Raw genomic sequence first — 15,653 nt, 5'->3', positions numbered from 1 at the left:
ATCACTCTTCGATGTGAAAAATGTCACAACTTCCCAAAAAATGTTATAAATCTGATTTTTGACAATCTGTTGAACTGTGATAGATATCACATCTCTATTTGCCCAGGTCTCTTATATTGAAAGTAAGCAAGAGAGACGTAATAAAGGAGTGAACAGTATGAAAAAGAAACCTTCAGCATTAATGAAACGTTTAAAATATTTTTCTCCAATAGATCGCTATAACAACAATCATACACAAGAAACATATGAAGATCGCGAATGGGAAAACGTGTATAGAAAACGCTGGCAACACGATAAAGTAATTCGTTCTACACACGGTGTAAACTGTACTGGCTCTTGTAGCTGGAACATCTACGTAAAGGACGGAATTGTAACTTGGGAAGGTCAAGAGCTAAACTATCCATCAACCGGCCCTGATATGCCAGACTTTGAACCACGAGGATGTCCGCGCGGAGCAAGTTTTTCTTGGTACATTTATAGTCCACTTCGCGTGAAATATCCATATGTACGTGGCGTACTTTGGAATATGTGGCAAGAAGAACTACAAAATCACAAATCACCACTAGACGCTTGGAAAAGCATTGTGGAAAATCCTGAAAAAGCACGTACTTATAAAGGGGCACGCGGTAAAGGTGGATTCATCAGAGCAAATTGGGATGAAGTATTACAACTTGTTGCCGCTTCTTTACTCTATACGGTAATCAAATATGGTCCAGACCGAAATGTTGGTTTCTCGCCAATTCCAGCCATGTCAATGCTAAGTCATGCCGCTGGTAGCCGCTTTATGCAGCTCATGGGCGGTCCTATGCTTAGCTTCTACGATTGGTACGCTGATTTGCCACCAGCTTCTCCGCAAATTTGGGGTGATCAAACGGATGTACCTGAAAGTAGTGATTGGTATAATTCTGGTTACATTATGACATGGGGTTCAAACGTACCAATGACAAGAACGCCCGATGCCCACTTCTTAGCGGAGGTGCGCTATAAAGGAACGAAAGTTGTTTCCGTAAGTCCTGATTTTGCGGAATCCACAAAGTTTGCCGATGATTGGATTAGCGTAAAGCAAGGTACCGACGGTGCGCTTGCGATGGCAATGGGTCACGTCATTTTACAAGAATTTTATGTGGATAAACAAGTGGAATACTTCACAAATTACGCAAAACAATATACTGATTTCCCGTTCTTTGTCACATTAAAACAACAAGGAGATCAATTCGTTGCAGATCGCTTCTTAAACGCAAATGATATCGGCCGTGAAACAAAGCTTGGCGAATGGAAACCCGTTCTTTGGAACGATAACACGAAAGATTTTGCAACACCTCATGGCACAATGGGTTCACGCTGGGATAACGAAAAGAAATGGAACTTGCGTTTAGAAGATGAACAAACCGGCGAAAAAATTGATCCACGCCTTTCCTTACTCGGTATGGAAGATGCTGTTGGAACTGTACAAATTCCGTACTTCTCTGATGATGGGAACAAAGTATTAGAACGTACAATTCCAGTGAAAAAAATCACTACACCAGAAGGTGACATTTTCGTTACAACTGTGTACGACTTAACGCTAGCAAACTACGGTGTTAACCGCGGACTTGGCGGGCAAGAGCCGAAAGATTTTAATGATGATATGCCATTTACACCAGCATGGCAAGAGAAAATGACCGGAGTAAAACGTGAACTTATTATTCAAATCGCGCGTGAGTTTGCTCAAAATGCTGTTGATACAAATGGACGCTCGATGATTATTGTCGGCGCTGGTATTAACCATTGGTTTAACTCTGATACGATTTACCGCGCAGTTCTAAATCTTGTTCTTCTCGTTGGTGCACAAGGTGTAAACGGCGGCGGCTGGGCTCATTATGTTGGGCAAGAAAAATTACGACCAGCAGAAGGTTGGCAAACCATCGCCATGGCAAAAGACTGGCAAGGTCCACCGAAACTACAAAACGGTACATCCTTCTTCTATTTTGTAACAGATCAATGGCGCTATGAAGATACACCAGTTGGACACTTAGCATCGCCAATAGTTGGCAACTCACGTTATCAACATCACGGTGATTACAATGTGTTAGCTGCTCGTCTTGGCTGGTTACCTTCTTATCCAACATTCGAGAAGAATGGAATTGAATTATATAAAGAAGCAGTGGCTAGTGGTGCAACAACAAAAGAAGAAATCGGAAAATATGTTGCACAAAAGCTAAAAGAAAAAGAACTTAAATTTGCAATTGAAGACCCTGATAACAAAAATAACTTCCCGCGCAACTTATTCGTATGGCGCGCAAACTTAATCTCAAGTTCCGGTAAAGGACACGAGTATTTCTTAAAACATTTATTAGGTACAACAAACGGATTAATGAACGACGATAGCGATTCATTACGACCAGAGGAAATAAAGTGGCATGAAGAAGCACCAGAAGGAAAGCTTGATCTACTGATCAACTTAGATTTCCGTATGGCCGGAACAGCACTGTATTCTGATATCGTCCTTCCTGCCTCAACTTGGTATGAAAAACACGATTTAAGTAGTACAGATATGCATCCGTTCGTACATCCATTTAATCCAGCAATTGGTTCACCATGGGAAGCTCGCTCTGACTGGGATATTTTCTCCTCCCTTTCTAAAGCTGTTTCGGATTTAGCTACAGAGCTTGACCTTGAGCCAATGAAAGAAGTCGTGGCAACACCACTTCTTCACGATACACCGCAGGAATTAGCACAGCCGCTTGGGCAAATTAAAGATTGGAGCAAAGGCGAGTGTGAACCAATTCCAGGAAAAACAATGCCGCAAATTCATGTTGTGGAACACGATTATAAAACGATTTATGACAAGATGACCGCGCTTGGACCAAACGCCGGAAAACAGCCAATTGGTACGAAAGGGATTTCCTGGTCAGCAGAAAAAGAATATGAACAATTAAAGAGTCGATTAGGCGTGATTCGCACTGATTCTATCGCAAAAGGATGCCCTGACATAAAAGAAGCCATCAATGCTGCTGAAGCAGTGTTAACTCTTTCTTCTACAACGAATGGTCATATGGCTGTAAAAGCATGGGAAGCTCTTGAAAAACAAACAGATTTAAAATTGCGTGATTTAGCGGAAGAACGTGAAGAAGAATGCTTCACATTCGAACAAATTACTGCGCAGCCAAAAACGGTAATTACCTCCCCTGCCTTTACTGGTTCTGAAAAAGGTGGACGTCGTTACTCACCATTTACAACAAATGTCGAGCGTCTTATCCCTTGGAGAACGATAACTGGACGACAATCATTCTACTTAGATCACGATATGATGAAGGAATTCGGTGAAACAATGGCTACATTTAAGCCAATTCTGCAGCATAAACCGTTCCGTAAATCACGTCCTGAAGTAGAAGGAAAAGAAATTACGCTGAACTATTTAACGCCGCACAATAAATGGTCGATTCATAGTATGTACTTCGATTCCTTACCGATGTTAACGTTATTCCGCGGTGGTCCAACTGTTTGGATGAACAAAGATGACGCAGCTGAAGCTGGCGTTGCTGATAACGACTGGATCGAATGCTTTAACCGTAACGGCGTTGTTGTAGCGCGTGCCGTTGTAACACACCGCATACCAAGAGGAATGGCCTTTATGCACCATGCACAAGACCGTCACATTAACGTGCCTGGTACAAAATTAACAAGCAATCGTGGAGGAACACATAATAGCCCAACCCGCATTCATGTCAAACCAACACATATGATTGGTGGATACGGTCAATTAAGCTATGGATTTAACTACTATGGTCCAACTGGTAATCAGCGTGACTTAAACGTCGTAATCCGCAAACTGAAGGAGGTAGATTGGCTTGAAGATTAAAGCGCAAGTCGGAATGGTAATGAACCTAGATAAATGCATCGGCTGCCACACTTGTAGCGTAACGTGCAAAAACACCTGGACGAATCGTCCAGGTGCTGAATATATGTATTTCAACAACGTGGAAACAAAACCAGGTATCGGTTATCCAAAACAATGGGAAGATCAAGAAAAATATAAAGGTGGCTGGGAATTAAAAAATGGTGAAATCCAGCTAAAATCTGGTTCAAAAATGAAACGCCTCATGAACATTTTCCATAACCCAGATCAACCTACTATCGATGATTACTTTGAACCTTGGAACTATGATTATGAAACATTAACAAACAGCCCGCAACGTAAACATCAGCCAGTAGCTCGCCCGAAGTCAGCAATTACTGGCGAGTTTATCGATAAAATTGAATGGGGACCAAACTGGGAAGATGATTTAGCAGGTGGACATATAACAGGCTTGCAAGATCCGAATGTTAAGAAAATGGAAGAAGAGATTAAAACAGACTTTGAAAATGTCTTTATGATGTATCTCCCTCGCATTTGCGAACATTGTATGAACCCATCTTGCGTCTCTTCTTGCCCATCTGGTGCGATGTATAAACGTGAGGAAGATGGCATTGTCCTTGTTGACCAAAATGCATGCCGCGCATGGAGATTTTGTGTATCTTCTTGCCCATATAAAAAAGTGTATTTCAACTGGCAAACAAATAAAGCAGAAAAATGTACAATGTGCTTCCCGCGTATTGAAGCTGGTATGCCAACGATTTGCTCTGAAACATGCGTAGGACGTATTCGTTATATCGGAGTTATGTTATATGACGCTGACAAAGTACAAGAAGCGGCTTCAGTAGAAGACGAAAAAGATTTATATGAATCTCAGCTTACTGTTTTCCTAGATCCAAACGATCCAGAAGTAGCAGCTGAAGCAAAAAAACAAGGTATTCCTGAAGAATGGATTAAAGCTGCTCAAGAATCACCAATTTATAAAATGATTATTGATTGGAAAATCGCCCTTCCTCTTCATCCAGAGTACAGAACAATGCCGATGGTTTGGTATATTCCACCGCTTAGTCCAATTATGAACATGGTGGAAGGAAAAGGAAGCAACTGGCAGGCAGAAGAAATTTTTCCTGCTATCGATAATATGCGTATTCCAATTCAATATTTAGCGAACTTACTGACTGCAGGCGATGAATCACACATTCGTCTTACATTGAAAAAAATGGCTGTCATGCGAACACATATGAGAGCACTGCAAATTAATAAAGAACCAGATGCGGCTGTCTTAAAAAACTTGGGCTTAACGAAAGAAGATGTAGAAGATATGTATCGCCTTCTTGCCATCGCAAAATATAAAGATCGCTTCGTCATCCCTACATCTCATCGTGAACAAGTTGCAGATTTATATAGTGAGCAAGGAAGCTGCGGCCTGTCCTTCGCAGGTGGCCCAGGTTCTTGTATGACAATCTCTTAAACGAAGGAGGAAACAATTATGAAACAAAGTTTACAAACCGCTTTTTCTTGTTCTTCCTTTCTTCTCTCCTATCCTGAACTAGGTTGGAGAGAAGCTTTACTAGAATTACAGGAAGAGATTCAAACGATTGAACAGGAAAAAATCCGAACATCCCTTACAACGTTTATAAAACAAGCGCTAGAAAAAACAGACGATCAACTCATTGATTCTTACGTATATACATTCGACTTTGGAAAGAAAACAAATATGTATCTCACCTACATGAACACAGGTGAACAAAGAGAGCGCGGTATTGAATTATTAGAGTTAAAACAGCACTATCAAAAAGCTGGTTTTGCCGTAACTGATAAAGAACTACCTGATTATTTACCGCTTCTACTTGAGTTTCTTGCAAACGCAAATGAAGAAGATAGCGAACCGATTATGAGTAAATACACGAAAAATATACAAGCATTGCACGGGCAGTTAAAAGAAGCAAATTGTATGTATGAACCAATTCTTGCTGCCATTCTTCTTGCTATCGATGCCTGGGGAGTGCAAGCGAATTAGAAAGGAGTGCCTTACAAATGATGGATCAATTTTTATGGGTGCTATTTCCCTATATCATTTTCGCAATCTTTATCGGCGGACACATTTTCAGATACAACTATGATCAATTTGGATGGACCTCAAAATCTAGCGAACTATTAGAAAAGAAAATGCTCAGAATCGGAAGCTTGCTATTTCACTTTGGCATTATGTTCGTAATCGGTGGACACATTATGGGCATATTAATACCAGAATCTGTATACAGCTCTTTCGGTATTTCTGAGCATATGTATCACATGGTTGCTATCAGCTTCGGCCTTCCAGCAGGGATTGCTTCTATTGTTGGATTAGTGATTTTAATGTACCGCCGCTTTACAGTAAAACGTATTATCGCAACAAGTACAAAAGGAGACTATGTAGCCCTTGTCCTATTGTTCATCGTAATGTTAGCAGGTCTATCCTCTACATTTTTCAATATTGATGCAAAAGGATTTGATTATCGTACAACAATTGGCCCATGGTTCCGCAGTCTTTTCATTTTCCAACCAAAAGCAGAATATATGGCAGAAATACCTCTTTGGTTTAAAATCCATATCATTGCAGCGATGGCACTCTTTGCAACGTGGCCATTTACAAGACTTGTCCATGTCTTTAGCGTTCCTGTGAAATATTTACGACGTAGTTATGTTATTTATCGAAAAAGACAACCTGTCGACGCTAGTAAAGTAAAAATGTAACAGAAAAACAGCACCTATCCATTTTCCAATGATACGGTGCTGTTTTATTTAATCTACTATTCTGCTTGTTTGTAAACTAAAGTATGCTGACCTGCCGGGAGTCCCCATGCACTACTCCCCCTCGAGTTGATTGAAATATTTAAGTATACTTTATTATCTTTTAATGTAAATTCGATTTTACCAGAATGTGCCCATCCATCATCATCAAAATTCAAGACTGCTTTATTATTTTTAAATGTTACAATTCCATTCACATCAGCATATCTTGAAGCCCCACTTGCCATGTAACCTACTCCAACTGATGCCTTATTTCCAGATATGAACTGAATCCTTGCACTCATATGAGTAGGAATGTCTTTCCAATCATCTATATCCGATACGTTAACATCACTCCAGAAACCTTCATATTGTGAAAGGTTGTCCACATGTACAGCATTCGGATTCCAAACACCGTTACTTTCTAAGAAATACCACTTTCCATTATCCTGAATCCAACCCGTTTGCATTGCTCCGCTTCCGCTCATGTAGTACCAAGCACCACCGATTTGTTGCCAACCTGTTTGCATTGCTCCACTTCCATTGAAGTAATACCATACGCCGCCAATTGACTGCCAGTTTGTTTGCATTGCCCCGTTGCTATTGAAATAGTACCATGCTCCATTAATTGACTGCCAGTTTGTTTGCATTGCTCCACTTCCATTGAAGTAATACCATACGCCGCCAATTGACTGCCAGTTTGTTTGCATTGCTCCATTGCTATTGAAATAGTACCATACGCCACCAATTTGCTGCCAACCTGTTTGCATTGCTCCGCTTCCGTTGAAGTAGTACCATGCTCCATTAATCGCTTGCCAACCTGTTTGCTTCACACCGTTTGCATTGTAATAATTCCATACAGATCCATTTTGTTTCCAACCTGTCTGCACTGTGTTACCTTGTTGTATCTTACCGTCAGCACCGATTATGTAACCATCAATTGTTGTATTGACTGCCATTTGGCCATTACCACTAAAATAGTACCATGTGCCATTAATTTCTTTCCAACCTTTAGCTTTCGTTCCCTCTCGATCATAGAAATACCACTTTCCATTCTCTTGTTTCCAATTGTTATGATAATGATATTCTTCTGTCGCAAGTCCATATTTCCCGCAGTTTGTGCGGCAAGTATGTCCACCATTTTTATCCAACCCACCAGGACTCGCATAGGCAGCTGTCGTTGACCCCATAATTGTTAGACCAACTGCCATCGCTAAAATTTTCATGTTCTTTTTCATAAATTCCCATCCCCTTTTCTCCCTATCTATGTCTCTATCAAGCATTATTATATGATAACTGAATGATATTAATAAAGATTAATTTTCATATATTAGGCCATCCTATTCTTTATCTATTGAATGATTTCTCTACAAAATTATTCGATTATAACAATAGCTTCTTTGTCAAAAATGATATGGACAAGGTACCTTGTCTGTCTCGTCTACATTTCATATTACAAAGTAGTAGTTTTTACCAAATTCATTTTCCCATTTTTTAACACAATGGATTCTACTTGTTTCCTATCATTAAAACAAATTTGCGCAATATATAAAAATCGTTGCGAGTATCCTCTCATGTCGTTATCCTGTTTTCCTTGTAAACGAAGCAGACGAAAACGATGATATGTGATAAGTATGTGAAAAACCTCCTGCTTTTGGCAGGAGGTTTTCCTATAAACCTGGTGCTGAATCAAAATCATCTGTATTCGGAACAGCTTGCATAGTACCAACTTGGCTCACACTTGGACCATTATTTGTATCAGTTCCTGCTGGTGTCCCTCTCGTATATGTTGTTGTTACCGTATCCCCTGGCTGTAAACAAACCTTCGTTGTTGTTCCAATTACTGTCACAACATCAATACAAGTTGGTCCGGATGCTCCACTATATGTCTTTGATGCGGTAAATGAAGCATCCTTTAAATTATCTCCTGTAAATAAATTTCCATAGTTATTTACAATCACAAATTCTTTAATATTTGCCGGCATTACCAATCAACCTTTCTTTACGAACCTAATGTTAATTCACTCGTTTCTAACGGAGGAATAAATACAGCCCCCCTTGGCACCACTGCTGGCATGCGTTTCCCATTCAAGAAAGTAGCAACACTGGAGCCACCAGATCCAGCATATATTTTCGCTACAGCAAATGGCTCGATACTATAACAATCTCCTACATTTACCGCTCCTCGATTATTTATAATTTTAATCTTACGGAGAAATGCGCTCATAAGTAACCTCCCTTTTAAGAAAATGGTTCTTTTGTACAATGTATGCAAAAGAAAAAAACTTGAAACAAACACGTTTCAAGTTTTTAGAATGAATTATTGAATTTCACCCTCATATTGCAGCATGCCGCCGACCATATTCACTGTTTTAAATCCTTGTTCATTTAAATAATGGCACACATTTTCACTGCGCATTCCTGATCTACAAATAAAAATGTATTCATTTTCTTTATCAAAGAAATCTACTTTGTTCGGGATATCCCCCATTTTAATATGTACAGCTTCTGGAATTTTTCCTTGTGCTACTTCCTCATCTTCACGTACATCTACTAAAAATAACGTTTCTCCGTTTTCTAAACGCTCTTGCACTTCTTCTGTTGTAATTGTTTTTACTTCTGTCATATATCGTTCCTCCTTATATAATTAAACTTTAAGTAGTACATTTTTCCCCTACTCATCTATTCATCACCAATTTTAGCATGCAAAAGTACGAACGCAAAGAATCGAAACTTTTCATAGTCTTATTCTTTTTCAACCCTTTTATAATTTTCTCCCCTTTACAAACACAACACTCACATTGTATTCTCAATATACTTGTTTTACGAAAGGAATCGATCGAAATGACACTTTTTCTTTTCTTTATAGGTCTCATTTTTTTAATTCTTTCTATCATTTCACTCGGTATATTTAACAAAAGAAAACCTACACAATCCTCTCAAGAACGATCATTCATTTACTTATTACTTAGTATAGCTTGTCTTGGATTGTGCATTGGTGCATATGTCTTCCGTTTAAAAATCTTCTAAAAAGGGTGCTTGCTTAACCGCTCGCACCTTTTTTCACACCTTGTTATATGTTGAAAAACAAAAGAAAGCTTGCACTCGTTTCCTCCCTTTGGTTTCACTTGGCATGGAAGCTAAAAAGGCACTGACCGCTTCTATCCATGGCTGGATCCTCTCTTCTAGCTAAAAAAGATAAGGTTTATATGCCTTTTCAACTCGTAAGTCCATGTTGATTTACTAGCCCCTACTTTCAGGCTATGAAAATAAAAAAAGACCTACACTTTTTTCCTCTTTTTGGTTTCACTTGGCATGGAAGCTAAAAAGGCACTGACCGCTTCTATCCATGGCCGGATCCTCTCTTCCAGCTAAAAAGATAGGGTTTATATGCCTTTTCACATTACAGAAACCCTTCTCTTTAAAAACTCATCCACTTTCTTTTCGAATAAATGAACATCTAATACACCGGCCATATGGCCATTTATACTTTCAATCTCATAAACTTCTGCATACTTTCCTTGTTTCTGAAGCATCTCGACCATTTTATAATTATAGCGAGCAGGTTGCAGTAAATCTTGCTTGCATGGAATCATAAGCACATCTGCCTCTATTTGAGAAATTGCTTCTTCTAAAGAAGAAAAACCACGTGCAATATCATGTAATAATGTCGCTTTTGCTGTATACATCCATGAATTAGCGTCTACAAAAGCAATATTTTGCAATGTTAATTTATTTATATTTGTTTCGAATGATGCTTGTGTTGAGAAACCCTCATAATCTGCTGTTTCTATGCTATTACGCGGAAATGTCGTTTCATAATAATGAGCATCAAATGCATTTATAAACATCATCTTTCCTGCCAAATGTAACCCTTTCGTCGGTTGTTCATCCCCATAATTCCCATCATTCCACTTCGGATCTAACTGAATAGATTCAATTGCATTTTGCAGAACATTAACTGATGTTACAACCGGATTTTGTGGATTCGTAATGACACCAATCAGCCGCTCTACCATATGCGGATAATGCACAGCCCATTGTTGCGCAATCATTCCACCAGCTGACGGTCCTATTACCGCATGCAATTTTGTAATTCCCATATCCTTCACTAATTCATGTTGCACACGTGTTACATCTAAAAATGTAAATACCGGAAACTCCATCCCATATTCCAAGCCTGTTATTGGGTTGATTGATTTTGGTCCCGTTGTAATCACATAAGGATTTTTCACTTGTACATTACAAATATTATCAGTACATATTACAAAATAGTAATCTGTGTCAATTGCTTTCCCCGGTCCAATCAGTCCGTCCCACCAACCAGGAATAAGATCTTGCTCCGTATATTTTCCCGCCGCATGGCTCGTGGCACTAAAATAATGACAGACTAAAATCGCATTTGATTTTTCCTGATTTAATTTACCGTATGTCTCATATCCAAGCTGAACAGGAATCTTTATGCCATTTTCAAATGTAAACTCTTTTAAATGAAAGCTTTCTTTTTTCACATATAGCATAAACTTTTCCTCCATTGTAAATACGTCATTATATATCAATCTTCCGTAACAAATCCGGGCCCGTTTACCAAAACAATTATACGTTTCCAAAAGAAACCCTTCTTTTAACAAAAAGGATTTTCGTTTCCCCCTAAATATGTGCATAATATACAAAATACGCCATAAACTAACATTATCTTACATGAGCTAAAGAGGGAATACGTATGATATGGAAATGGTTCCGAAAGAAAAAAGAATCAAATAAAACAGACTTAAAAGAACAGAATCAAACTACTGCACAAGAGGAACAAACACAAGGCAAGCAACATCAATCTGTTCAAACTACTAAACAAGACAATCAAACGCAAGGCAAACAACATCAATCTACTCAACCTGCTAAACAAGACGAGCAAATACAAAGCAAACAACATCAATCTGCTCAACCTGCTAAACAAGACGAGCAAATACAAAATAAACAACATCAATCTGCTCAAACTACTAAACAAGACGAGCAAACACAAAATAATAGTAGCAATAGCATTTATGATTTCAGTAAACCTGAGAAAGAAAAGGCTCACTCTCTTCAAGATTTATTAGAAAACTTAAAAGCGTCTAGTGATTTTGTAAGTTATCATACATCAGATGATGAAACAATGCCGTACTGGATTTCTTATTACCGCCCATCACTTGATGGTGAAAAATTACAAAAATATTTAATGCCAGCTTTATTAGAGCGGACATGCTCTACATTAGAAGAATTAAAAGAACATATTCCAATGAGCGGAATTACGATTACAAATGATCTTCAAAAAATTGAAGATATGGTTTTAAAAGGACATGCGATTGTACAACTACACGAACAAGATCAAAAATGTATACTAGCGAATATCACAATTGATAATTATCGCGCGCCATCTATTCCATTAAATGAATCTACAGTTGTTGGTCCACAAGAGGGATTTGTAGAAGATATTGATACCAATATTAACTTAGTACGTAAACGCCTTCCAGTGTTAGCACTACAAACAAAAGAAGTTATCATTGGGACATTCTCTAAAACAAAAGTTGTCATGATGTATTTAGAGAACCTTGCTGAAAAAGACAGTGTTGATTATTTAGAAGAATCACTTCGTACAATTGAATACGATCAAATCAACGATAGTTCTTACATCCAGGAATTGATGGGAGAAAAATCAATCTTCCCACTATTTATTAATACAGAACGTACAGACCGAGTAACGACCGCATTAATTGATGGAAAAATCGCTATTTTTGTGGATGGCTCACCAAGCGTCTTACTCACTCCTGTTTCATACTTTGATTTTTTCGTTTCACCAGAGGATTACAATGTTTCTTGGCTTTACGCTACGTTTTCAAGATTTTTACGGCTTATCGCTGTTCTATTTTCCATCTGTGCAACGCCTCTATACGTTGCCATTTTAAGTTATCATTACGAATTAATTCCAAGCGATTTACTCGAAACATTAATTTTATCAAGAGCGCAAGTTCCTTTCCCACCTTTAATAGAAGCTCTCTTTCTAGAGCTTGCTATTGATTTACTTCGAGAGGCTGGAGCTAGACTGCCAATGAAAGTAGGACAAACGCTCGGTATTGTAGGTGGTATCGTAATTGGACAAGCATCTGTGCAAGCAGGATTAACCAGTAACATTTTATTAATTATTGTTGCTTTATCCGCATTGGCTTCCTTTATCACACCGATTTATAAAATGGGTAATGCAGTTCGCTTGCTACGCTTTCCGTTCCTTTTATTTGCGGAATTAGGCGGACTATTAGGAGTTTCACTTGGGTTTATCTTTTTATTTACTCATCTATTTAGGCTTTCTTCTTTACGGAAACCATTCGCACTGTTTTATCCAGCAAGGCAACAAGCACTAAAAGACTCTTGGATTCGATTTCCGTTGTCTATGATTGATACAAGAGATATTCAAGCAAGGCCGCAACACGTAAAAAAATCAGCAAATGGAATCTCAACAAAACATACATCTGATTTTGATGAATAAGGAACGAGGTGCACATATGAGTAAAATCAAAACAAAATATCAAATATCTCCTATATTTGTTTTATTCTTAGTTCATAGTGCACAGTTCGGCGCTGGCGTTCTCGGGTTTGCACGCATTATTGCCAAAGTTGCGGGCTACGACGCTTGGATTGGTGTTCTCATCACAGGAATCCTCATTCACATTCTCGTTTGGATGATGTATTACTTATTAAAAAATACTGAAGGAAACTTAATAGACCTTCATCAACAAACTTTTGGAAAGTGGCTCGGTAATGGCATTAGTATTGTATTTATGCTTTATTTTTTCACTGTAAGCATATCCGTTGTTCGAACGTATGTTGAGATTGTTCAAGTATGGATGTTTCCTACCGGATCTACTTGGATGTTCACAGTATTTTTATGTTTATTAAGTTACTACATCATCTCATCAGGATTTCGTGTAATTACTGGCATTTGTGTCGTTTCTGTTGGTGGGACATTCGGTTATATTCTCCTTAGTCTCTTCATTCTGAAATATGCACATTGGGAAAATTTACTTCCTGTTTTTTCGCATTCTTTTGGAGATATTTTAAAAGCTTCTCAATTTTCAATTTATAGTATGTCAGGCTTTGAAATCCTTCTTATGATATACCCATTTGTGAAAAATCCCGAGAAGTCTCACAAGTTCGCACAATATGGTGCATTGTTTTCTAATATTTTATATTTATTTAGCACGATTTTGGCATTCACTTTTTTTAGCGAAAAACAGTTATCAAAAATGATTTGGTCTCAGCTGTCGATGACACAGGTTATTAAATTACCCTTTATCGAACGACTAGAATACATTGCAATCTCTGGCTATGCCCTTGTAATTATCACAAGCTTTATCCTCCCATTATGGGCAGCTACAAGAGGAATGCGTGAAATCTTTCATGTAAAGCAAAAATACATTTTACTTTCCTTCATGTTCATTACAGTTATTGTGTCTCACCTTTTAACAAACAGGCACGATATCAACGATTTTATTAGTTATGTTTCAAAAATTAGCTTTTGGCTTATTTATATTTACATCCCAATCTTATTTCTTATTGTGTGGGTGAAAAAAAAATGGAAAAAATCAAGAGAAAACTAACGCTTCTTTCTTGTATCTGTCTGTTTACCATAACAGGCTGTTTACAAAAAAATATTATTGATGATGTTCAGCTAATTCAAGGGGTCGTTTTTGATACAGCAAAAAATAATAAAGTAAAGGTAACATCCGTTTGCCCCGTGCAGCAAAAAGGAAATAAAGTACAGGTCTTTGAAGGAACAGGAAACGCCGTTAAACAAGTAAAAGCTGATACTTCTTTGGAATCTCCTCAACCATTTGCAAGCGGACAAATGCGCATTGCTTTATTTACTACAAGAATTGCAAAAAAAGGAATGTCTGCCACTTTTGATACCCTTCTTCGTGATGTAAATATCGGGAACTCATTGTATATTGGAATATTAGAGGGAGATGGACTAGAGCTATTAACAGGAAAATATACAACTTCAGCTAATGTTGCTATTTATATAAAAAAATTGTTAGAGCATAACATGAATACAGGTCCTTTACCAAAAGATAACTTATACTTAGGTGCATTTCGTTATTATCGTGAAGGACAAGATTCTTATATGCCTATCCTAAAAAAGAGTAAAGACAAAATCAAAATTACTGGCATTGGACTTTTAAAAAAGGATAAGTATGTTGGAAAAATTGATCATCAAGATATGTTTGTATTTAAAGGGTTATTGGAAAAACATCGGTTAGATTCGCACGAATTTAAAAGTGATAATGGATATGCAATGATCAATAATATACATTCCAAACCAACGTACATTGTAAATATAAAAGACGGCAAACCTTCCTTTTTAATTAAAGTCAAAATGAATGCACGCATTCTAGAACTTTCGAAACAAATAAATCTAGACAATAAAAAGAACACAAAAAAAATATCAAAAGAAGTTGAAAAGCAATTAAATGCTACAGCTGCAAAACTCATCAAAAAATTTAAATCTCTAGATGTTGATCCACTTGGACTTGGAGCTAAATATAGACAAAACTATCGACCATTCAAATTAGAGCAGTGGAAAAAAATGTATAAAGATATTCCTATTACAGTAAAATATGAGGTTGATATTACAAACTCAGGTGTAATCGAATAATGTGAAATATTGCTTCCTCACAATGTAAGATTATGATTGAACTCCTCTCTCCGGCATGGTACAACGGAGAGAGGAGTTTTTTATATTACTTACAGAGAGAAAAAAGATATTTACGGGGGAGCTTATGTCTAAAAAGTTAGTAAAGCCTATTTTATACGGCATCCTATTTCTCAGCGTCTTTTTATTTGCTCATACATATTTAAAAAATGTTTCATTTACACGTTATTTACTTGTTGTCGTACCAATGCTACTTGTGGGGATGTTTGGGATTGACCTTGTTTTGTCATTTTTGATAAAGAAAGAAGAGTAGAGATAGAGAGAACATCTTATTTTATATAGGATGTTCTTTTTATTAAATAA

At 37.7% G+C, this 15,653-nt stretch carries 13 protein-coding genes; 8 read left to right on the top strand and 5 right to left on the bottom strand.

Going from position 1 to position 15,653, the window contains the following annotated elements:
• Window positions 1-157: 157 nt before the first annotated feature.
• Genes AAIE21_RS18855 through narI form a run of 4 tightly spaced genes read left to right on the top strand, consistent with a single transcriptional unit; the run spans window position 158 to window position 6,571 of the window.
• The gene (locus tag AAIE21_RS18855; protein ID WP_343268182.1) at window positions 158-3,841 is read left to right on the top strand and encodes a nitrate reductase subunit alpha; all 3,684 of its coding nucleotides are present in this window, start codon (window positions 158-160) and stop codon (window positions 3,839-3,841) included.
• Entirely contained in the window at window positions 3,831-5,306 is a 1,476-nt protein-coding gene (gene narH / locus AAIE21_RS18850) for a nitrate reductase subunit beta (RefSeq protein ID WP_343268181.1), read from the top strand. Before AAIE21_RS18855 ends, narH begins: the two co-directional genes overlap by 11 nt.
• Before the next feature lie 18 nt (window positions 5,307-5,324).
• Window positions 5,325-5,855 carry a nitrate reductase molybdenum cofactor assembly chaperone gene (gene narJ / locus AAIE21_RS18845; protein ID WP_343268180.1) on the top strand — a complete coding sequence of 177 codons (531 nt, stop codon included), beginning with the start codon at window positions 5,325-5,327 and terminating at the stop codon, window positions 5,853-5,855.
• A gap of 17 nt (window positions 5,856-5,872) precedes the next feature.
• Window positions 5,873-6,571: a respiratory nitrate reductase subunit gamma gene (narI, locus tag AAIE21_RS18840; protein WP_343268179.1), complete on the top strand. Its 699-nt coding sequence runs from the start codon at window positions 5,873-5,875 to the stop codon at window positions 6,569-6,571.
• A gap of 56 nt (window positions 6,572-6,627) precedes the next feature.
• On the opposite strand, the gene AAIE21_RS18835 is transcribed toward narI, so the two are convergent.
• From AAIE21_RS18835 to AAIE21_RS18810, 5 genes are all read right to left on the bottom strand, one after another.
• Window positions 6,628-7,845: a YHYH domain-containing protein gene (locus AAIE21_RS18835; RefSeq protein ID WP_343268178.1), complete on the bottom strand. Its 1,218-nt coding sequence runs from the start codon at window positions 7,843-7,845 to the stop codon at window positions 6,628-6,630.
• A gap of 432 nt (window positions 7,846-8,277) precedes the next feature.
• Window positions 8,278-8,592: a hypothetical protein gene (locus AAIE21_RS18830; protein ID WP_343268177.1), complete on the bottom strand. Its 315-nt coding sequence runs from the start codon at window positions 8,590-8,592 to the stop codon at window positions 8,278-8,280.
• Between the two features lie 17 nt (window positions 8,593-8,609).
• Window positions 8,610-8,834: a spore germination protein gene (locus AAIE21_RS18825; RefSeq protein ID WP_343268176.1), complete on the bottom strand. Its 225-nt coding sequence runs from the start codon at window positions 8,832-8,834 to the stop codon at window positions 8,610-8,612.
• Between the two features lie 93 nt (window positions 8,835-8,927).
• Window positions 8,928-9,233 carry a rhodanese-like domain-containing protein gene (locus AAIE21_RS18820; protein WP_000141217.1) on the bottom strand — a complete coding sequence of 102 codons (306 nt, stop codon included), beginning with the start codon at window positions 9,231-9,233 and terminating at the stop codon, window positions 8,928-8,930.
• A gap of 772 nt (window positions 9,234-10,005) precedes the next feature.
• Entirely contained in the window at window positions 10,006-11,127 is a 1,122-nt protein-coding gene (locus AAIE21_RS18810) for a homoserine O-acetyltransferase family protein (RefSeq protein ID WP_481858691.1), read from the bottom strand.
• A gap of 203 nt (window positions 11,128-11,330) precedes the next feature.
• On the opposite strand from AAIE21_RS18810, the gene AAIE21_RS18805 reads away from it, so the two are divergent.
• The 4 genes from AAIE21_RS18805 to AAIE21_RS18790 all read left to right on the top strand — a co-directional run bounded on the left by AAIE21_RS18805 (window position 11,331) and on the right by AAIE21_RS18790 (window position 15,603).
• Window positions 11,331-13,127: a spore germination protein gene (locus AAIE21_RS18805; protein ID WP_343268174.1), complete on the top strand. Its 1,797-nt coding sequence runs from the start codon at window positions 11,331-11,333 to the stop codon at window positions 13,125-13,127.
• Window positions 13,128-13,143: 16 nt separating this feature from the next.
• Window positions 13,144-14,238 (top strand): spore germination protein, encoded by a 1,095-nt coding sequence (locus tag AAIE21_RS18800; protein ID WP_343268173.1) that lies wholly within the window; start codon window positions 13,144-13,146, stop codon window positions 14,236-14,238.
• The gene (locus AAIE21_RS18795; protein ID WP_343268172.1) at window positions 14,214-15,293 is read left to right on the top strand and encodes a Ger(x)C family spore germination protein; all 1,080 of its coding nucleotides are present in this window, start codon (window positions 14,214-14,216) and stop codon (window positions 15,291-15,293) included. The genes AAIE21_RS18800 and AAIE21_RS18795 overlap by 25 nt, the downstream gene beginning before the upstream one ends.
• Window positions 15,294-15,417: 124 nt before the next feature.
• Complete coding sequence (locus AAIE21_RS18790; RefSeq protein ID WP_343268171.1) at window positions 15,418-15,603, top strand: hypothetical protein; 186 nt, start codon at window positions 15,418-15,420, stop codon at window positions 15,601-15,603.
• Window positions 15,604-15,653: the final 50 nt, after the last annotated feature.

The sequence above is a fragment of the Paenibacillus sp. 102 genome (assembly GCF_039549175.1).
In the GTDB taxonomy this organism is placed as follows: domain Bacteria; phylum Bacillota; class Bacilli; order Bacillales; family Bacillaceae_G; genus Bacillus_A.
This window is presented reverse-complemented; position numbering and strand designations above follow the sequence as displayed.

Coding starts and splice junctions, on each gene's coding strand:
- narJ (WP_343268180.1), top strand. CDS start 5,325: ATGAAACAAAGTTTACAAACCGCTTTTTCTTGTTCTTCCTTTCTTCTC.
- narI (WP_343268179.1), top strand. CDS start 5,873: ATGATGGATCAATTTTTATGGGTGCTATTTCCCTATATCATTTTCGCA.
- AAIE21_RS18830 (WP_343268177.1), bottom strand. CDS start 8,592: ATGCCGGCAAATATTAAAGAATTTGTGATTGTAAATAACTATGGAAAT.
- AAIE21_RS18820 (WP_000141217.1), bottom strand. CDS start 9,233: ATGACAGAAGTAAAAACAATTACAACAGAAGAAGTGCAAGAGCGTTTA.
- AAIE21_RS18805 (WP_343268174.1), top strand. CDS start 11,331: ATGATATGGAAATGGTTCCGAAAGAAAAAAGAATCAAATAAAACAGAC.
- AAIE21_RS18825 (WP_343268176.1), bottom strand. CDS start 8,834: ATGAGCGCATTTCTCCGTAAGATTAAAATTATAAATAATCGAGGAGCG.
- AAIE21_RS18790 (WP_343268171.1), top strand. CDS start 15,418: ATGTCTAAAAAGTTAGTAAAGCCTATTTTATACGGCATCCTATTTCTC.
- AAIE21_RS18855 (WP_343268182.1), top strand. CDS start 158: ATGAAAAAGAAACCTTCAGCATTAATGAAACGTTTAAAATATTTTTCT.
- AAIE21_RS18795 (WP_343268172.1), top strand. CDS start 14,214: ATGGAAAAAATCAAGAGAAAACTAACGCTTCTTTCTTGTATCTGTCTG.
- AAIE21_RS18800 (WP_343268173.1), top strand. CDS start 13,144: ATGAGTAAAATCAAAACAAAATATCAAATATCTCCTATATTTGTTTTA.
- AAIE21_RS18810 (WP_481858691.1), bottom strand. CDS start 11,127: ATGCTATATGTGAAAAAAGAAAGCTTTCATTTAAAAGAGTTTACATTT.
- AAIE21_RS18835 (WP_343268178.1), bottom strand. CDS start 7,845: ATGAAAAAGAACATGAAAATTTTAGCGATGGCAGTTGGTCTAACAATT.